8 protein-coding genes are annotated in these 20,694 nt (G+C 66.2%); 7 read left to right on the forward strand and 1 reads right to left on the reverse strand.

Translation table 11 applies throughout. The features are described 5' to 3' along the window. The first annotated feature begins 259 nt into the window (after positions 1-259). The 4 genes from ACLQ2W_RS29120 to ACLQ2W_RS29135 all read left to right on the forward strand — a co-directional run bounded on the left by ACLQ2W_RS29120 (position 260) and on the right by ACLQ2W_RS29135 (position 12,290). Positions 260-9,160 (forward strand): RHS repeat-associated core domain-containing protein, encoded by an 8,901-nt coding sequence (locus tag ACLQ2W_RS29120; protein WP_425790466.1) that lies wholly within the window; start codon positions 260-262, stop codon positions 9,158-9,160. A gap of 1,045 nt (positions 9,161-10,205) precedes the next feature. Next, complete coding sequence (locus tag ACLQ2W_RS29125) at positions 10,206-10,616, forward strand: hypothetical protein (RefSeq protein WP_425790468.1); 411 nt, start codon at positions 10,206-10,208, stop codon at positions 10,614-10,616. A gap of 637 nt (positions 10,617-11,253) precedes the next feature. Next, positions 11,254-11,847, forward strand: a complete 594-nt coding sequence (locus ACLQ2W_RS29130; RefSeq protein WP_425790470.1) for a hypothetical protein — start codon at positions 11,254-11,256, stop codon at positions 11,845-11,847. A 146-nt stretch (positions 11,848-11,993) separates the two neighbouring features. Then, a complete protein-coding gene (locus ACLQ2W_RS29135) occupies positions 11,994-12,290 on the forward strand; it encodes a DUF6924 domain-containing protein (protein WP_425790472.1) in 297 nt (98 codons plus the stop codon). A gap of 149 nt (positions 12,291-12,439) precedes the next feature. On the opposite strand, the gene ACLQ2W_RS29140 is transcribed toward ACLQ2W_RS29135, so the two are convergent. Next, on the reverse strand, positions 12,440-13,081 hold the full coding sequence (locus tag ACLQ2W_RS29140; RefSeq protein WP_425790474.1) for a hypothetical protein: 642 nt from the start codon (positions 13,079-13,081) through the stop codon (positions 12,440-12,442). A gap of 110 nt (positions 13,082-13,191) precedes the next feature. Between ACLQ2W_RS29140 and ACLQ2W_RS29145 the strand changes: the two genes are divergently transcribed. From ACLQ2W_RS29145 to ACLQ2W_RS29155, 3 genes are all read left to right on the forward strand, one after another. After that, positions 13,192-13,527 (forward strand): hypothetical protein, encoded by a 336-nt coding sequence (locus ACLQ2W_RS29145; RefSeq protein WP_425790476.1) that lies wholly within the window; start codon positions 13,192-13,194, stop codon positions 13,525-13,527. A gap of 733 nt (positions 13,528-14,260) precedes the next feature. Beyond that, the gene (locus ACLQ2W_RS29150) at positions 14,261-14,653 is read left to right on the forward strand and encodes a GIY-YIG nuclease family protein (RefSeq protein WP_425790478.1); all 393 of its coding nucleotides are present in this window, start codon (positions 14,261-14,263) and stop codon (positions 14,651-14,653) included. A 404-nt stretch (positions 14,654-15,057) separates the two neighbouring features. Further along, the gene (locus tag ACLQ2W_RS29155) at positions 15,058-20,559 is read left to right on the forward strand and encodes a DUF3320 domain-containing protein (protein WP_425790480.1); all 5,502 of its coding nucleotides are present in this window, start codon (positions 15,058-15,060) and stop codon (positions 20,557-20,559) included. Positions 20,560-20,694: the final 135 nt, after the last annotated feature.

The raw sequence follows: 20,694 nt of genomic DNA on the forward strand, positions 1-20,694 counted from the left end.
TTGATGGTTGAACGTCTGCGTGAGAGTGACGCTGTGTCGATCGTCGTGCCGGGTTTGGCTGATCTTGGCTGAGTCGTCCTTGCAGTTTGTGCTGCCCCTTGCTCTGGTCCGTTAGTGATCTTTACTGTCAGCGCACTCTGCTGACCTTGAGGAGACTGCGGTGGCCGGTGCGTTTCGTGGATCCGCCATGGGTGTTGCGGCTGTGGGCCGTTGGGCTCGACGCAGGTCCTCCCTCGCAGGCTTGTTGACGTTCAGCATGATGGCGTCGCTGCTGTCGGCGGTGCCCCCGCAGCCGGCGATGGCATCGCCGGCTGCCCCGGCGGGTGCCAGTGCGGTGAAGCCTTCTCAGCGCGCCGGGTCGGCGACGTTGCCATCGCACGAGGCGCCGACCGCGCGGACGTCGTTTGCCGGATCGGCCGGGGGCAGTGCGTCTCGGCCGCCGGTTCCGGGCGCGGTCGGCGCCGAGAAGACGTTCCCTGCGGTGAAGGTGCCTGGGGAGGGTAAGTCTGGGCAGGAGGCGTCGTCTCTTCGAGAGGTGGGGGGCGCTACCGGTGGTGTAGTCGCAGGCCGGTCGGTCGAGCGGTCGGATGCCCGTACGGAGCGCACGACCGAGTTCGCCAATCCAGACGGTACGAAGACGCTGCGGGTCTATGACGGTCCGGCGTTCATCCGAGACCGGGCTGGAGCATGGAAGCCCATCGACAACCGGTTGTCTCGACGGGCCGATGGACGGTACGCGCCCGCGTCCGCCGCGGATGTGACTGTCGCATCGCGTAGCGATGATCCGCAGGTGGCGACGTTGTCGTTCGGCGATGACGCTTCGGTGTCCTTCGCGCTCGCCGATGCGACCCGGGTGTCGTCCTCGGTTGAGGAGTCGACAGCCACGTTCGTTGGTGTGCGTGCGGCGTCGGACGTGAAGCTGACGCCGATGGAGTGGGGCCTCAAGGAAGAGATCGTCCTGCACTCCGCTGCCGCACCGACGACGTGGACCTTCCCGCTGACCGTCAACGGCGTCACTCCGGCGCTTAACGACGCCACCGGTGAGGTGGAGTTCACCGACACCAGCGGCGAGGTGCGGGGTGTCATTCCTCCCGGTTTCATGGTTGATTCGAACGTTCACCCGCGTCGGGGTACGGGGGAGCGGACGGACAACGTCCGGTACTCGCTGCAGCGTCAGGTCTCCGGGTGGACGTTGCAGGTCGACCTGGATGCCCAGTGGTTGCGGGATCCGGCGCGGGTGTTTCCGGTCATCGTCGACCCATCGTTCACCGACAACGCGGAGACCGACGACACGTATGTGTCGAAGCGTGATCACGCGAACCGCAACAACTCCGCCGAGGGTGACCTGTTGGTGGGTACCTACAACGGTGGCACCGAGCGGGCCGCGTCCTACCTGCACTTCAACGATCTGAAGGCGTCGAGGCCGAACCGGTACGTCCTGGGCGCGACGTTGCAGCTGTGGAACTTCTGGTCCTACTCCTGTAAGTCTCGCAGCGTCAACGTGTACGCGGTGACCAAGTCGTGGTCGGGGTCGACGACCAAGACGTGGGCGGGGCCGTCGTACGACTCGGCGAGCCGGGTCGGTACCGGCTCGTTCGCTTACGGCTACTACGACTGCCCGAGCGGGAACTGGGCGGGCTTCTCACTCCCGCCGGACCGGGTGATGAAGTGGCTGCACGGCACCGAGTCGTTCTACGGGCTGACGGTGCGGGCGTCGGAGACCGACAGCTACGCCTGGAAGCGGTTCGCGTCGGCGAACTTCACGAACTCCACGGCCCGCCCGTACATCGACCTGAACTACTCCGACCAGGGCGCCAAGTACTCCCTGCCCTCACCGAGCTTCAACCCGCCGGTCACTGCCGCGTCGGCCGGAAAGATCACCGCACGGGTAACGAACTGGGGCACGACGACCTGGACGCCGACCAACGGCTACCGGCTGACGTACAAGATCCTCAGCGCCGGTGGGACCGTCCTGCGCAACGGGCCGCTTTACACGATGCCGAAGAGCGTCGGCTCGCACCAGTACGCCGACGTGCCCATCCAGGTCGAGTCGCTCGGGTTGGGCACCTACACCCTCCGCCTCGACATGGTGAACCCGTCCGGCGCGTCCTTCAACAGCACCTACGGCATCCCATTCGGCCAGAGCACCTTCACCGTCAGCAACGGCGCACCGACCATCGGCGACGGCGGGGTGTTCCCGCCGCACAACGGCTTCACCGACTCTCTCACCCCGAGCCTGTGGGTGGACTACCTCGACCCCGACAACACCCCGGCCGGCGGCCGGCAGGTGAAGTTCCGCATCTGCAAGGGCACCCCCGCGGCCCCGTCCGGCTGTCAGAGCACGGCGTGGCGGTCATCGACGGCGTGGGCGGTGCCCACCGGGATGCTGACATGGCAACAGCCCGCCCACTGGTACGTCACCCTGTCCGACACGCAGGCCTCCACCCCGGAACTCGGGCCGTACGTGTTCACACCGACAGTGGCGCAGCCAGAGGTGTCTAGCCATCTCGCCTCCGCCGGCAACGACCCGGAGGTAGCCGGCCTCAACCCGTACGTCGGCAACTACTCCACCACGGTGACCGACGCCGCCGTGCCGGTCGCCGGACCCGCATTGACGATGACCAGGACTTACAACTCGCAGGATCTGCGGGCATCCGGGGCGTTCGGCGCGGGTTGGAGCAGCCCAATCGACCAGCGGCTGAGCACCGACTCCGACGGCTCGAACAACGTGCTGGTGACGCTCGCTTCCGGCGGACAATTGCGCTTCGGCCGCAACCCGGACGGCACCTACGCCTCACCACAGGGATCACCCCTGACCCTGGTCGCCGCCGGCAGCCCGACCGTCTGGACCCTGCGCGACTCCACCGGGACCCGGAGAATCTTCGACGCCGGCGGCAGGCTCACCTCCGTCGCGGACGCCGACGGCCGTACCCAGACCTACACCTACAACAGCAACAACGAGCTGACCACGATCACCGACAACGGCAGCAACCGGGCGCTGCACCTGACCTGGACCGCAGGGCACGTCACCTCCGTCGCAACCGACGCCCCCGCCAACGGCCAGCCCGCCCCGACGTGGACCTACACCTACACCGGCGACAGCCTGACCCAGGCCTGCACCCCCCTGTCGGCACAAGCGTGCACCACCTACACCTACACCACGTCGTCGCACTACCGCTCCGTCGTCACCGACGACAACCCGGCCGCCTACTGGCCCCTCGGAGAGCCAACCGACACCCCCGACGCCACCAACGTCGTCGCCACCAAAGCCGGTGACCGCGACGGCTCCTACCAGGACGTCACCCTCGGCGCGGCCGGGGCACTGGCAGGCTCTCCGGACACCGCCGCCGACTTCGGCGCCACCAGCACCACCGCCGTCGAATTGCCCAGAAACCTGACGAACACCTCCATGGGTGTGGCCGTGGAACTGTGGTTCAAGGCCGGCACCGGCGAGAACGGCGTGCTGTTCGGCATGCAGAACACCGACCTCAGCCACACCCCCTCGCAGACACTGCCCATGCTCTACGTCGACACCAACGGCGTCCTGCGAGCCAAGATCTGGACCACCACCCAAAGCCAGACCCAGATGACGTCCGCGGCCCGCGTGGACGACGGGCAATGGCACCACATCGTGCTCTCCGGCGCCGTCGACGCCCAGCAGCTCTACCTCGACGGCGTCAAGATCGGCCAACTGACCGGCCAACTGATCGACTACCGCGACATGGCCCACGCCTCCATCGGCAACGGCCGCGGCGGCAGCGGCTGGACCGGCACCCCCACCGGAAACTTCCCCTTCACCGGCCTCATCGACGAAGCCGCCTACTACAAGCACCCCCTCGGCGCCAGCCAGATCTCCGCGCACTGGGCCGCCCGCACCCCGACCCAACGGCTCACCGCCGTCACCGATCCCGGCGGCCACACGGCCCTCACCGTCGCCTACGACGGTCCGAGCGGCCGCGTCACCACCCTGACCGACCGCAACGGCGCCACCTGGGACCTCGGCAACCCCACCCCGGACAACGGCAACCGCGTCGTCGTCCTCGCACCGGACAACGCCGAACCCATCACCTACCGCCACGACATCGACCACGGCGGTCGCCTCGTCAGCCGCGAGGACACGTTCGGCGAACAGAAGTGGACCTACAACGCCCGCGGATTCGTCTCCAAATACACCGACGCCAACAACAACACCACTACCTACGACACCGACACCCGCGGCAACGTCCTCGGCCGCACCACCTGCAGAACCAGCACCGAATGCAACACCAGCTACGCCGGCTACTACCTCAACGCCACGAACCCACTCGACCCGCGAAACGACGTGCGGACCTGGACGGCAGACGCCCGCTCCGCATCCGCCACCGACACCACCTACCGGGTCACCCACACCCTCGACGCCATCGGCCACATCACCGCCGTCAGCTACCCCGCACCCGCCGGCTACTCCACCTCGCCCACGGAGTCCTACACCTACTCCACCGGCACCGAGGCCGCCGAACCCGCCGGCACCGGCACCATCCCGGCCGGACTGCAACTGACCGCGACCGCCCGCAACGGCAAGACCACCAACAGCTACTACAACTCCGCCGGCGACCTCGTCCGCACCGTCGACCCGGTCGGCTTAACCACCACCTACACCCGCGACGCGCTCGGGCGCATCACCACCATGACCATCGGCCCCGCCACCGGCAACGCCTTCAGCACCACCAGCTACACCTACAACCCCCTGTCCCAGGTCGCCACCACCACCGGCCCACCCGTCACCAACGCGGTCACCGGCATCATCCACCAGGCCAAGACGACAAACACCTACAACGACCTCGGTCTACGCACCCGACAGGTCATCGACGACATCGCCGGCGACGACCCCGACCGCACCTGGACCTGGACCTACGACCCCGCCGGCCGCCCCGACCTGACCACCACCCCCGACACCAGGACGGTCGACCAGGACTACGACAGCAGGGGAGACCTGACCAAGGTCACCCAACCCAGCGGCCTGGCATACGAGTACACCTACGACGAAGCCCACCGCCGCACCGAAACCGCCGCCGTCGGCACCGGCGTCGACCCGATGGACCCCAACGCCACCCGCCTCGTCACCGACGCCCGCGCCTACGACCCCGGCGGCCGCCTCGCCTCCGTCATCGACGCCATGGGCCGCGAAACCGCCTACACCTACTACGGCGACAACCTGCCCGCCACCAGCAGCAGAGTCCGCCGCAACGCGGCCGGCGACATCATCAGCGAAACCCAGCTCAGCAAGAGCGACTACAACGCCGCCGGACAACCCAACCTGCAGATCGCCATGGGCGGCATCAGCACCACGACGATCTATGACAAGGCCGGCTACATCAAGGAAGAACACCTCGACCCCACCGGCCTGAACCGCGCGGTCACCTACAGCCGCAACCTCGACGGCACCATCGCCACCCTCACCCGCACCGGCGCCGCCTCACCGGGCCGAGCCGAATCCACCAGCTACACCTACGACGACATCGGTCGAGTCCTGACCGAGACCGTCGCCAATACCGGCGGCACCCCCGCCACCCTCACCACCGCCTACCAACGCGACACCCGCGGCCTCGTCACCCAGACCACCGACCCTGCCGGCGTCACCACCACCATCACCTACGACCCACTCGGCAACCCGGTCACCACCACCGGTGCCACCCGCACCGTCTGGAACAACGGTGCCAGCACCAACGCCGCACCCGTCACCACCATCGGCTACAACACCTTCGGCGACACCACCCACACCCGCGACGCCAACGGCAACACCACCACCACCAGCGTCGACCCCGCGGGCCGCCCCACCACCGTCAGCCTGCCCACCTACACCACACCAGGCGGCGTCGCCCTCACCGGCACACACCACACCACATACAACAACCAAGGCCTGGTCGACCACACCACCGACCCCCTCGGCCGGATCACCGCCTACACCTACAACCCCTACGGGCAGCCGCTCACCCGCACCCTGCCGGACCCCGACGACGACGGACCCAAAACCACACCAGTCTGGACCTACGGCTACGACCGAGTCGGGGAGCTGCTGTCCGCGGTCGACCCCACCGGCGGATCGGCCTCGGCAACCTACAACGACCTCGGTCAACAGATCACCTCCACGATCAGCGACCGCACCACCGGCAACACGCTCTACCTGACCACCAACCTCGGCTACGACCCGGCCGGAAACCTTACCACCGTTACCACCCCGCTGACCTACGTCACCACGACCGCATACAACGCCGCCGGCGAGCCACTCAAAGTCACCGACCCCACCGGCCGGTTCACCCAGTACACCTACGACATGGCCGGCCGGCCACTCACCTCGGTGAAGGGCAAAGACACCACCTACGTCGACCCGGTCACCACCCAGGCCTACGACCTCGCCGGCCGCCTGACCGCAACCACCGACTGCACCACCACCACAACCGGCGCCTGCGCCACCACCCTTCGCAACGCGACCGCCTCTTACAACGGCGCCAGTCAGCCGCTCACCGTCACCAGCGGCGAAGGACGCATCAACCAGTACGGCTACGACACCGCCGGTCAACTCGCCGCCATCACCCAACGCGTGAACCCCACCGACGCGGCCACGGCCGTGACCGTCGAACTCGGCTACGACCTCGTCGGCCAACGCACCCGCATGGTCGACGGCAACACCAACGCCACCACCTACACCTACACCCCATGGGGCCAGACCGCCTCCGTCATCGAACCCGCCACCACTGCACACCCCGACCTCGCCGACCGCACCTGGACCACCACCTACGACGCTGCCGGGCAACCCGTCACCTACCGACTCCCCGGGAACGTCAGCCGAATCCTCACCTACGACAAACTCGGCAACCTCACCCAGGAAACCGGCAGCGGAGCAGAAGCCACCACCGCCACCCGCCAACTCGGCTACGACCAGAGCGGTCGCATCATCAGCGTCGGCGGACCCAACGGCACCACCAACTACGCCTGGAACGACCGCAACCAGCTCACCAGCGCCACCGGCCCGGCGGGCGACGCCTCCTACACCTACGACGGCGAAGGCAACCTCACCAACCGCACGGACTCCGCCGGCACCGCGACCTTCACCTACAACACCGCCGGCGCCCTCGCCACTGTCGCCGACCCCCTCACCGGAGTCACCGCCACCAACGTCTACAAGAACAGCGGCCAACTCGGCCAAACCACCTACGGCACCGGCGGGCCGACCCGCGCCTACACCTACGACAGCCTCGGCCGCCTCGCCACCGACACCTACAAAAAGCCCAACGGCACCACCACCGCCTCCACCACCTACACCTACGACAAAGACGACCTAGTCCTCACGAAGACCACCACCGGCGTCGCCGGCGCAGGCACCAACACCTACGGTTACGACGGCCTCGCCCGACTCACCAGCTGGAAATCACCAACCAACCAACAGACCACCTACGGCTATGACAACGCCTCCAACCGCACCACCGTCACTAGCCCCGCAGGCACCCGGACCACCGCATACGACTCGCGCAACCGCGCCTCGACCGCCAACGGCGCCGGCCAAGCCGCCGAATCTTGGACCTGGACCCCCCGGGGCACTCTCTCCACCCACACCACCGGCGTCACCGTCGACACCAACATGTTCGACGCCTTCGAACATCTCACCCAAGCCAGCAGCACCGGATACACCGTCAACTACACCTACGACTCCCTCGACCGCCTCGCCCAACGCAACAGCCTGCCCTTCCTGTACAACGACCTGACCAACCAGCCCGTCCGCACCCCTGACACGCCCGGCCAAAACTCCGCGATCCTCCACGACCCCTACGGGCAGCCACTGTCCGATAAGGGCAGCATCGTCGCTGCACGGAACCTGATAGCTGACGGCGTACACGACGACCTCACCGCCGCCACCAATCCCACCACCGGCGACCTCGCCGCGTCTCGCACCTACCAGCCCTACGGCCAGACCACTGCGGCCACGGGGACGCTGCCGCTCGGTTACCAAGGCGGCTGGACCGACCCCGACACCACTCAGACCAACGCCCATGCCCGCTGGTACAACCCAGCAAGCGGAACCTTCTCCAGCCGTGACACCTGGACTCTGGCCCCCACTTCTCCGTCTGCCGTCAATCGGTACGCATACGGTGGCGACGATCCCGTCAATACGACGGACAAGAGCGGGCACTGCATGGATGGCGACCCGATCTATTGCTTCATTGAAGGCGTCGGCACCCTCGGTCAACTGATCTACGAATTTTGGGAGGGTGACCCCGCAGGCGACCCGTGCTACGGACGTAACGGAGCCCGCCCGGATGCCCCAGCGTGGTGTCGAGGAAACGCAGGGGCATCCATCAGCCTCCCCAGCATGCACTATTGCGAAAGGAATCGACACTCGGCGTCATGTAGGTCCTACTACGAGCCTGCGTTGACTGCTCCTGGTCCTGGTCCTGGTTATAGGCCAGGTCCGGGCGGGCGCGGACCGTGTAGCCGCAACTGCACGTCCCCACCAACCGTTCCTCCCTGCGTAACGGCCTCGAGGGCGGCAGGACTGAACAACGGAGAACTCTGCCGCACCCCATGGCTGGTAGATGTCGATGACCGACCCGCTCCAGGCGGCAGTGCCCGACCGGGCACCGAGCCAATGCTTCCGCCCGGTAGTCAAATCGGCAACGATCCGAGCAGTGGCCGGTCCCCCTCCGTGCGCGGTGACGAGCACCAGGAGAGCGCGCCAAATGGAAGTGGATCAAGTGGGCTGACTCCGCACTCGGGTTGGCCCGAAGAACCGATTCCGACAGATTTCTCGCCGAACATCGTTTACCGTGCGATCCGGACCAATGAGGACCCGAGTGTTGGGCTGCGTGCTAAAGGTGAGGGCGACGTGCCTCCTTGGCAACACATCCTAGCTGCACCACAGGACTCGCCATGGATCTCGACCACCAAGGACCCCAAGGTCGCCTTCGGGAAGTATGGTGGTAAAGACGCAAAGAAGAGTAGAGGGGTGGTCAGGATTGACTTGACCAAGATTGACTCCCGCTACGTAGACGCGGCAAACGGTTTGTACGTGCCGGATGGTTACCAATGGCATGGCATAGGCGACACTGCTTTCCGCGATCGGGAGGTTTTGATCCATGGCTACATTCCGCCGGAGGCCATCACTGGATACTGGCCAGCGAGTTGATGTGAGGACGGCGTGGATATCGAAGACGTATCAGAGCGGTTGCGATTCGAGTGGTCTGCTGAAGGCGGATTCCTCTATGGATTGCGATTCGGGGGATTCGAAGAGGAATCCGCGGAACGATTCCTCAGGCTCCTGAGGGAGATTAGTAGCGACGGTCCGGATCGATTCGACCCAAGGGTTGTCGGTAGGGTTTGGATGATCCCTTACTACATGTTGTCACACATCACAAACTCAAGGAGCCTCGGCATGGATGTCGCAGATAGGGAGGGGGTGCTCCGTCAGGCGAATGACATTCTTTCCGTTTTCTTTGGCGGCCCGGTAAAGTAAAATTTTTCGATGCTAATTCGCTATCAGCGCCAGCTATCATATTGGATTTCGGACTGTGATATTGAGGAGCCTGTCGGCCCACTTGATCTGAAGGCTTGAGCCGGAAACCCGTGGGACCAGCTTGTCCATCAAGCTTTCCGCGTAGGAGCGAGACAGATTCGTCGCCACGCACACCGGCCCGGCAGGAGGTCTGGACCTCCTGCCGGGAAGTACCCGGAGTCACGGCGCTTCGGTCCGCGCCTTCGGCGCCGGGGGATGGCGACCGCGGTGTCCTCGCGCTCGGCCACGAGCGGTGCCGAAGCCCCGCACCTGCTGGCGCCCGCGCCCGCTCTCGCTGCCGGCTCAAGTGTCGGCAGTCCACCCGGTGTAGCCGTGTGCGAGTAGCGCTAGGAGCTGCGTGTCCCATGTCCGCTCATCGGCGTCGCGCTATCGGTGCTGTCGCGGGCACTGCCAGTTCGGTACCGGTTCTTCGGGGAGGAAGCATCCGCCGAGCGCGAGCTCGCCTGCGGCTGCGGCCTTCCTGGCTTCCGGTGCCGGGAGGCCGAAGAGCAGAGGGACGCCCGCGGCGTGGCAGTCGGGACAACTCGGAATCACTTCGTCACGGTACCGAGCCCACCTCGTCTCGACCCCTCACAGCGCTCGCTTCCTCCGCCCGCTCCGTGGGGTGTCGTCGATCTCTACGGTGTGGTTGCGGGCGTACGGCAGGGGAGGGGCAGCCATGAGCATCTGCGTCGTGTGCCGGGCGGATCAGCGCACGGTTGTGTTCATCAGCTGTTGGGGCGTCCCGCACGGTGCCTCGGGGCATCAGGTCAATTACCGCTGGAGCAGCGTGGTGGCCTGTCCGGAGTGTGGGGCTGGCCTTCTGGTGCGCTTTGATCACGATTGCTTTCACCCGCCGTGGGAGGAGCCGTGGGACATGGACTGGTCGTGGCCGGTCGACGTCGACGGGGTCCAGCGGTTGACGTCTGCCCTCGTCGGGTGCCCGGACCCGCTGCAGCCCTCCTGCGAATGTCCCGCGCACCACAGCTTGCGCGACACCACCGAGAGACCGCCACCGCGTGAGGTCACGGTGACGATCGTGCTGACCGAGGACGGGCTGCCGCAAGTCCGGCCGGTACACGACCTATGAAGCTGGCAGGACCGATGGATAGACGGCCAGACGTGGCGGACGTTCAACCTTGGCCCCCCGTTTACCCCCCGAAAACCCACGCCAAATGTTGGCGAAGAGTGACAAGAGTCCGTGAGGCCTTAGCGGCGTCCTTGCAGCTCAACGACCACCTCGGGCAAGTGATGACAAGCCCACTTCGGCTACTTTCCGTTACAAGGGGTTTTGACAACCAATGACAAGTCCTGAGGGGACTCGACAAGAGATTGTCTTGGGTTCAAGTCCCTCGTTCCCCTGAACGTTCGATGCCGAGTCGGAGCCGCAGAAGGCGGGCGCGGCGAGCTCGGCCGTAGCGCACTGCAGCGGGCGAACGTCGCGGCCCAGCTTAACTCTGCAGCCTTGCCCTGTGCGGATCTGCGCTGGTGTGTGACGCAAAGTTGCGAGTGCGGTTCAGCCGGGTCAGGTTCCGGTGACCAGGTGATCGAACTGGCACCCGCCGGTGGTGGTTGACTGACCGGGTGGCGTTGGATCGGGAGTTGCTGGTGGCTCGCCGGCCTCGTGATGTTGTCGATGTTGCCGGCCGCTGGATCGCCGAGGCGTTGGGGGAGCACGGTTTCTGCTGGCTCGTGAAGACTCGGACGTGCATCGGCAGGTCGGTGGCGTGGTGCAGCAGGTTGCCTTGCAGGCCGGGTCGTACAACCGTGTCGGGGGGCTCATCTCGATCTCCACTCATGTGGCGGTACGCGACCTGGCAGTGCGGACGTGGCGGCTGGCGCACCCGCAGGTGGTAGCCGAACCCGTCGACCGCGACTTTGTCTGCGGACACCTGCTGGGCTATGCGTCGGGCCGGGCCAACGGGTACGTGTACGGCGATGCTCAGGACGGCGACCTCGACCTGACCGATCCCGCGCAGCGTGTTGGGCACCTGGGGCGGTTCGTGGCGATGGTGCGAGAGGGCGTGCTGCCGTGGTTCGCCGAGGCCAGCGAGCCCGACTCGATCGTCAGCTCGCGCGCCGGCGACTACACCGTCGACCCGGTGGCAGTTCTGGAGTGGCTCGCTTACCACGGCCGATTCGATCTCCTCCACAGCTACGCCGAGCGGTACCGAGCACGCCATCCTGGTACCGAACGACGGTGGGTGGACGGTGCCGCAGCCGCACGTGAGGGACGCCCGTGCCAGCACGCGGGTGACTCGGTCTGGGCCCTGGCGTGGTCGACGACCACGCTCACACGAGCCTCGGTGAACAGCGGCTGAGTGGGTGATCGGTCGCGGCCGGTGAATTTGGCCGCTTGGAGGGCGGCACGCTCCCGCGTTTTCTGATCCGCGCGGCAGTGTGCCGGGGCCTGCATCGGCGGTTACTCTGCGCCGGTGGTAAAGCTACCGGGACGTGGAGCGTTCCGGTGGCACGAGCAGACTTCACCGATGACGCCGTCTGGAGCCGGATCAGGCAGTGGATCGCGGAGCCGACCGAGGAGGGCTTCGGCGCGGATGTCGACTTCGTTGAGGACCGTGCGTTAGACGGCATGGACGATGCCACGATCATTGCCGGCTTCCTACCGACGTACCCGCACGAGTACCGGCATCTGGTGCTGTTCGTGATTGATGCTGTTCACGCCAGAGCGCCGTGCTGGATATCAGCCTTAACTCCGGGGTGGACGCGTGACCGTTCCGGGCACTGCCATGACGGGCGCAGGTGATCCAATACCCTCGATTGAGGGGCATCGAACGCCCTCCCGGGAGCCGGTGAGGCCGCGGTCGACGTCCTCGCAGAACCGCTCGCCGGGCTGCCCACGCCAGTGGACGCGGGCTCTGCCGTCGAGTTCGTGGAGCGCGTTCCCGCAGAATCTCAACCTGTCGGGTAGAAGGTCCAGCCGCCGCGCTTCGCTCCTTGCGTGTCGGGAGCCGGGTGGAGGTATCCGTTGTTGTCACGGAACCACCGGCGTCCTGCGGCGTCTCGGAACTCCACAGCCACGGCGACCTCGTCGCGCAAGGTCGCGTCGGACAGGTTCTCCGTGAAGTCGTTTGGCGCCTTGACGACTCGTGGCTGCTCCAGTGGTGGCACGACACGGCGGGCTTTGACCCTCCGGACCCTCACTGCATCGCCGCCGCCGGTCATCAGCGAGAAGTAGACCGTGAGGTCGTAGACGGGCAGGCGAGAAGCGTTAAGGACCTGCGCAGCCCAGATTGAGCGCCTCTCACCGCCGGTCGCCGGGGTCGAATTCGAGACGATAGTGCCCGACGTCTGTCCGAACCACACCGAGATCAGCTCGGCCTGGCTGCGCCTCTCGTCCTCGGCGTGTTCTCGCCGATCCGCCTCTGCCTGGTCGTCACGGCGGGCCTCGATCTTGTAGACGCGGAAGCTGACGACGCCCGCGAGGAGAGCGAGACCGAGGGTGGCGATGTTCGCGAGCGCACCGACCCACGTCGCGAGGTCGCCGAGCTCGACGCGGGTCACCCAGACCGCGAGGCAGGCGGAGAGCGGCAGCACAGGCTGAGGGTACGGAGCGGGAGCCACCTTCAGGCGCCCGACAGCGTGAGCTGCGGCGTACCGGCCGGGCACTGACCGCGCGACCCACCGGTGCGCCTGGAGGTGAGCCGGTGCCGACCGCTGACGGGAACCTGATGGCCGCCGAAGTTGCGCAGCTCTATGCCCTTGTCGACACGCTGTCGAACATGCGGGAGCAGCTCACTGTCCTTGCTGTGAGTGGGGCGCTCCTCCCTCTGTGCGCCTTCGCCGCCTGGTACGACAACACTGCCGTCGACCTGGCCATGTCGCAGGTTCTCCGTGTCGTGCGACCGGCACAACGGCGCATGGCAGAGGCCACGGATCCACTGGAGAGGTTGGCGCACGTCGAGTTCCAGGTGCGAGTGATGGGCCCCATGCCTACCGCAGCCGTTGCAGCCTTCCTGGGTCGGCTATCTGACGGTAGGTGAGCGGTTGGATACCTGGGTGGGTCCTGTTGGTGGGACTTGTTGGCTGAGTGATCGATGTTGAGATGTGGCTGTGGGGCTAGCGTCAGCGGTTCATGCGTGACACGTAGGGGAATGATCTGTGTCGTACCGTTTCAACGCTCCGCCGAATTGGCCGACGCCGCCGGCGGGCTGGGTGCCGGGCCCTGGTTGGAAGCCCGATCCGGCGTGGGGGCCGCTTCCGCCGGGATGGCAACTATGGGTTGCCGAAGCGCCGCCTGTCGTTACGGTCGCGTCGCAGCAGCCGCCCGCCGCTCCTGTGGTGGCTGCCCCCGTGCCTCCGTCCGTTCCGACGCCACGGGCCGACGACTCTGAGATTCCGCTGTTCGGAGCGCGGGGCAAAGCACGGGAGTTGGCTGCGGAGGTGACGCAGTTGCGGGCGGAGCTGGAGCGGCTCCGTGGGGAGATGAATCGTCTTGGTGTGCTGTCCGCGGTTGAGCTGGAGCAGTATCGAGAGCGGTTGAGGCGCGAGACCGGCGGAGCAGGCTGCGGCGGTGCAAGCGCAGAAGGCGGATCTCGACCGCCAGTTGCGTGGTCTCCGTGAGCAGGTCGTGGTGACTGACGCGAGCGCGCCCGCCTCGACAAGGAGCGTCAGCACTACGCCAACGCCCTCGTCGCGCTGCAGGCCAAGGGCGACGTCGACGGTGCCGCCCAGCTGCAGGAGCGGCTGGCGCAGATCGACACCGCGATCGAGGACGTGGACTACCGGGCCGCCAACGTGCGCGCCGGCTACGTGTACGTCATCTCGAACCTGGGAGCGTTCGGCGAGAAGATGGTGAAAGTCGGCATGACCCGGCGCCTCGACCCGCTCGACCGGGTGAAGGAACTTAGCGACGCCTCCGTGCCGTTCAACTTCGACGTGCACGCCCTGTTCTTCTCCGAGGACGCCATCGGCATCGAAGCCAAGATGCACGCCCGTTTAGCCGACCGGAGAGTCAACCTCATCAACCAACGACGCGAGTTCTTCTATGCCACTCCCCATGAGGCGAAAGAACACCTGCTCGACCTGGCCGGCAGCCTCCTGCAGTACGAAGAGACTCCCGAGGCGCTCGAATACCGGCAGAGCCTGACCCAGGCCAAGGGCCGATGATGGCGACGGTTAAAATCCACACCGGAGCTTAGGAGCTACCTTGACGACCAACCGCATCGGCCGCCTCGCCGTCCTCGGCGGCCGCCGAGGACGGCCCCGTTGACGCCTCCGTCTCGGTCCGGCCATGGACCAGCAGCGCGTGAACACAACCCGGATGGCCGAGTTCGGGAGAGTCAAGCTGACCTCTAAGTTCGATCAGATCTCCATGAACGATGACATCATTCTGCCCAGACGTTGCACGGTCGTGCGCCGCGATCGAAGTACACCCCGGGCATACCGCGGGCCTGCATTCCCGAACGGCATATGGAGCATTTGACCCTCGACGTACGCCAGCGCAGCGGCGCGGTACCAAGATCTGAAACGTGCAGCGGGATGGAGAAAACTGAATGGAAAGCAGCGCTGGCATGAACGAGAACTATGCGGCGCGGGATCGGCTACTGCAGGCGACCATCCGCCAATGGCGTGACAGCCTCATCAACCTCTCCGGCACGAACCGGCTCCTCAACTTCCGACTGAGCAAGACGGGGTCGGTCCGGGTGCTCGACCCCACAGCCGCGGAAATCCTGGCCGGGCTCAGCGCGGGACGTAACTTCCGGTTCCTGCCCTCAGCAGAGGCCGGAGACGAGATCGAAGGTCCGCCGGCCGGATCGAAACCGGCACTCCCCTCACCTGACGGTGCCGCTCCGACCAAAGGTTCTCGGGTCGAGGTACTCCGGACGGACAAGCCGATCAATGACCTGGGTGCGGCGCTCCGCAACCTGATGCGCCGGTCGAACCAGGAGTTTTTGGACCGCGGCCTGTGGATTCTCTATCTGGCCTTCGGTTCGCTCACCTGGACCGACGGCGACAAAACGCGACACACCAGTCCGTTGCTGCTGGTTCCGGTCCGGCTCGACCCTGCCGGACCTCGGCAGCTCCCGTTGTTGCAGCGGGCGGATGAAGACCCCGCCGTCAACCCGGCGCTGACGCTCAAGCTCAACCAACTCATGGTCACGTTGCCGTCCGTTGACGATCTCGACGATGTCGCCTATCCCGACTTCCTGGCCGAGGTGCGAGCTTCCGTGGCGGGACAGACCGGCTGGCGCGTGAATGACGAGGTCACGCTCTCCTACTTCTCGTTCGCGAAGGAGGCGATGTACCGCGACCTGCTGGACAACGAAAGCTCCATCGCCAAGCATCCGGTGATCCAAGGGCTGGCGACAGGCGGGCGAGGCTCCGGTGGCGGGGATTTCCTCTTCGAAGAGCTGACGGAGGACCAGGTCGACCGCGACATGCCGGCCGAGCAAATCCCGCTGGTGCTCGACGCCGACTCATCTCAGCGAGCCAGCGTCGCCGCCGCACTGGCAGGCCGCTCGTTCGTCATGGACGGCCCGCCCGGTACCGGCAAGTCGCAGACCATCGCCAACATGATCGGAGCGCTGCTGCACGCCGGCAAACGGGTCCTATTCGTCTCCGAGAAGGCGGCGGCGCTCGAAGTCGTCCGCAACCGGCTCCACGATGTCGGCCTCAGCGCTTACCTGCTGGAACTGCACTCCCACAAGGCGACGCGAAAAGAAGTCGCCTCGGCTCTGGGTCAGGCATTGGAGGCGGTTCCGGTCGCCCCAAGCGGCATGACCGGCCTCGATCTGGACAACGCGCGGCGCCGGCGAGAAGAGCTGAACGCATATGCCGAAGCCATGAATGCGCCGCGGGCGCCGCTCAACTACTCGCTGCACGACGTCCTCGGCATGATCGCCAACCTGCACAAGGTCCCCGCCGCCCCGATGAGCGGCATCGCGCCGGTCGATCTGACCGTGGAGATGTTCGGGACCATACGGGTCACCGCTGCGGCGCTGGCCCGGGCCTGGCGGCCGGCCGTGCAGGGACGGTCGTTTGTCTGGAGAGGCGTTGCGTATCGCGGTTCCCTAGACGCTCGCCTGTACGCAGCGGCGTCGGCGCTCGATGCCTTGCGGGGCGTCACCGCGGTGAACGCCTTGCTGGCCGACGCGTTCGACGTCAACCGGTTGGGGCAAGCATCTGCTCTCGCGCGTATCGTCGATCACGCCGCCACGTGGCCGGAGGGCCTACCGCAGCAGTGGCTCACTGCTGGCCAGCTCACCTTCGCCAAGGAGTCCGCGGATCGGCTCACCACCGAACTGCGCGAGCTTGCCACTCTGCAGGAGGCTGCCAGTCGTACCGCCGGTGTTTCGTGGTCCGAGCTTCCCACTGCGGACAGCACGCCGGAGCTCGACACCTCTGCGCTAGAACATCTCGCAGTTGCACCTCTGCACCTCGCATCGCTGACCGCGGAGCAGGCCACGGTCCTCGCCGACACGTTTCAGGGCGACGCTGAGACACTGCAGACGGCCAGCCGATCGCTCAGCGGGGTGGCCGTCATGCTGGGCCTGCCGCCGGTTGTGTCGTTCGACGACGCTGCGGCGACGCTGGCCACAGCCGCTCTCGGCTCCAGTGAAGACCGCCCCGAACGTGCGTGGCTGTCCGCCGAAGGCCACGCTGCCGCGACTCGGGCCGCGCACATCCTGCAGCAGGCCATCGCCACCCTGGTGGAGGCAGAGATGGCGGCGGTGGCGCACTACACCGAGGCCGGACTTATCGCGGACGTCGAAGGGATGGCGCACCGCTTCGCGCAGGAACACCGCGGCCTGAAGAGGCTGCGCGGCGCCTACCGCGCCGACAAGCGCACCTTGGCGACGATCACCTGCGCGGGCGTGGAATGGCGGTCGGCCCGCGACCAACTGCCGCTAGCGATCACCTGGAAGCAGGCCGCAGCCGCGCTCCAAGAGGCGGAGACCCAGCACGCAGCGGCCCTCGGCAGCTACTACGACGGCCGCTCGACCGACTTCAACCTCATCACCCGGGCATTGGCGACCGCGGACACCGCGATCCGCCGAGCCCGTACCACTGACTTGCGCAAGCTCGCCGATCACATCGCTCGCGACGCCACCCCCAACGCCAGCGTGCTTGCCGTCGCGGACGAAACACGAGCCAAGCTCCAGGACTGGCAATCCCGCCTGGCGCCGGAACCGCTGCACGCTGCACGACCGGAACTTGTCCTGCTTCCGATCACCGACGCGGCCGGCTGGTTGCACAGCCACGAGGCCCCGCTCAGGACAGCAGCCGTGCTAGCCGGATCCGTCAGCAAAGCAGTGAACCGCCAGTTGACTGTGGCGGAGTCTGGCCATTTGCTTCAGCTGCGTGCGGCTGTCGATGCGGCCTACGCCGCGCTGTCAGCACACGACGATTTCTTCCTGTCGAATCTCGGTCTGCTGTACGACGGGGAAGAGACCGATCTGCCGGCCGTGTACGCGGCCCTGGACTGGGCGACGCAGATGCGTGCCTGCCGAGTCGGTCTCGATCGACGCCTGACCGACACCCAGGTCGAGGCGCTGGGGAGCATCGTTCCAACACCGCAACTATGCGAGATCGAGCGACGGTGGGCCGCAGCCCGTGCCGACCTACTGGCCGCCTTCGATCCCAGCCGGCACGCGGAGCTCAAGGCCGAACTCGACGACTACGCAGAGGCTGACGATCTCATCGCGGCATTGCGTGAGGACAACGCTGGGCAACAGGAGTGGTTCGCCTATCAAGGCGCCCGTACTGATCTCGTCGCCGTGGGACTCGAGACCGCTATCGACTTTTGCATCACCGAGGGACTGAGCGCCGACCAGGTGCCGCTGGTTCTCGAACGCGCCCTGCTGCAGGAATGGGCCGACCATCACCTGCAGCAGGATCCGGCCCTGCGTGTCGCGCGAGCGGAAGATCGGGACTCACTAGTAGCCGAGTACCGCGCTCTCGACCGCGGTCTCATTTCGGCGGCAACCTCACAGATCATCACCTCCTGCAATGCGCGTCGGCCCCGCAACAATCTGGGTGAATCGGGCGTCATCCGCCGCGAAGCCGGCAAGAAAAAGAAGCACATGCCGGTACGGCTGCTGCTGGAGCGCACTCGTCACGTCACCCAGGCGATCAAGCCGTGCTTCATGATGTCTCCACTGGCAGTCAGCCAGTATCTCCCGTCTGACATGCGGTTCGACGTCGTCATCTTCGACGAGGCGAGTCAGGTCGCACCGGCTGACGCGGTCAACTGCATCTACCGGGGCGAAGCCCTGATCACTGCCGGCGACCAGAAGCAGCTCCCGCCCACCAGCTTCTTTACGGCAGGTGTTGCCAACGATGGTGACGAGTGGGACGAGGAGGCTGAGGACGGTGTCGACTTCGAGTCTGTCCTCGATCTCATGAAGGGCTCCGCCGAGTTCCGGGCGCTCACGCTGCGCTGGCACTACCGATCCCGGCACGAGGCGCTCATCGCCTTCTCGAACTCGTCGTTCTACAAGGGCCGGCTGATCACGTTCCCCGGCGCCGAGGATGTCGGGCCCGACGTCGGCGTGGAGCTCTTCTACGCCGCCGGTGTCTACCGGCGAGGATCGTCGCGAGACAACCCGGTCGAGGCAGCCAAGGTCGCCGAGCGGGTCATCCACCACTTCACCACCCGCCCACACCTCACCCTCGGCGTAGTCAGCTTCTCCGAGGCGCAGGCCGCAGCAATCGAACATGCGGTGGAACAGGCTCGCGAGGACCGGCCGGAACTGGACAGGTTCTTCACCGATGACCGGCTCGACGGCTTCTTCGTTAAGAACCTGGAGTCGGTGCAGGGCGACGAGCGCGACGTGATGATCTTCTCGATCGGGTACGGCCCCGACGAGGCCGGCAAGACCACGATGAACTTCGGCCCGCTCAACCGGGCCGGCGGCTGGCGGCGCCTAAACGTGGCCATTACCCGGGCGCGCTACCGCAACGAAGTCGTCACCAGCGTGCGAGCGTCCGACATCGTCGCCTCTGCCGGCAGCGAAGGGCTGCGGCATCTGCGCCGCTACTTGGACTACGCCGAACGCGGCATCGCGGCGCTCGCCCTGAACACCAGCACGGGTGGCGACGCCGAGTCACCGTTCGAGGAGTCGGTCATCTCCGTAATCCGTTCCTGGGGTTACGAGGTGACCCCGCAGGTCGGCGCGGCCGGCTACCGGATCGACATGGGTTTACGCCACCCGGACCGGCCCGGCGTCTTCGTCCTCGGCGTCGAATGCGACGGATTCCAGTACCACTCCTCGAAGGTCGCCCGGGACCGGGACCGATTGCGTGAGCAAGTGCTGCGTGGCCTCGGTTGGAACTTGCACCGCATATGGGGTACAGCCTGGTATCGCAACCGGCTCGGTGAGGAGGAACGACTGCGCGCCGCAATCGAGAAGGCTGTAGCGGCGCCGGTGCGGGGGCTGCTGTCCCAGGTCGAGGACGTGATCGAGCGTCCGGCCGTCACCACCGAGGTAGCAGCGCTCGACCTACAGCCAAGTTGGGTGACGCCGTACCGGACAGCGATCGTTGATCGCCTACCGTACTGGGTCGATCCCGGTGAGCGCGGCACCGCCCACGTCATGAAGATCGGTGTCGCCGAGGTCGTAGCCGTTGAGGGGCCGGTGCACATCGCTGTCCTGCACCAGCGGTTGCGTGACAGTTGGGGCATCGGCCGGATCGGGGCGAGGATCCGCGAGAACATCGATCTCGCGATCCTACAGGCCGGCCTTGACCGTGAAGGCGACTTCGTACGCGTGCCTGGCGTCGTGGTCAGCGAGATCCGCCGCCCTTCCGACAAATGCAGTCGGACTGTCGAGCAGGTCCACGACGAGGAGTTGATGCTCGCGCTGGTCAACCTGGTCCGCGATACCGGTGGTGTGGGCCGCGACGAGTTGAGCGCCCAAGTTGCCAAACTGTATGGCTGGACGCGAAGGGGCGCTGATATCTCCCGCCGGCTCGAGACGCTGATCGACCGGCTGATGTCCAAGGGCCTTTTGGGCGCCAACGGGCCCAGCTTGTCGGTCAATCCTCTCGCCCTTTCTGAGCCCGGATTCTGAGTCAGGTACGGCTGGAGTACTAAACCGGACACACTGGACCGCCGACCGATCGCGAGCTGACGGCTCAGTACCTTGATTGGCATCAGCGCTGGCTCCCGCAGTTGCATCGTTGGATTGGGGAGCACGCCCACGATC

It is taken from the genome of Micromonospora sp. DT227 (assembly GCF_049841835.1).
In the GTDB taxonomy this organism is placed as follows: domain Bacteria; phylum Actinomycetota; class Actinomycetes; order Mycobacteriales; family Micromonosporaceae; genus Micromonospora.

What these genes read in the sequence shown, in the direction of transcription:
- ACLQ2W_RS29120 (WP_425790466.1), top strand. Translation starts at nt 260, where the DNA reads ATGGCGTCGCTGCTGTCGGCGGTGCCCCCGCAGCCGGCGATGGCATCG.
- ACLQ2W_RS29125 (WP_425790468.1), top strand. Translation starts at nt 10,206, where the DNA reads ATGAGCATCTGCGTCGTGTGCCGGGCGGATCAGCGCACGGTTGTGTTC.
- ACLQ2W_RS29155 (WP_425790480.1), top strand. Translation starts at nt 15,058, where the DNA reads ATGAACGAGAACTATGCGGCGCGGGATCGGCTACTGCAGGCGACCATC.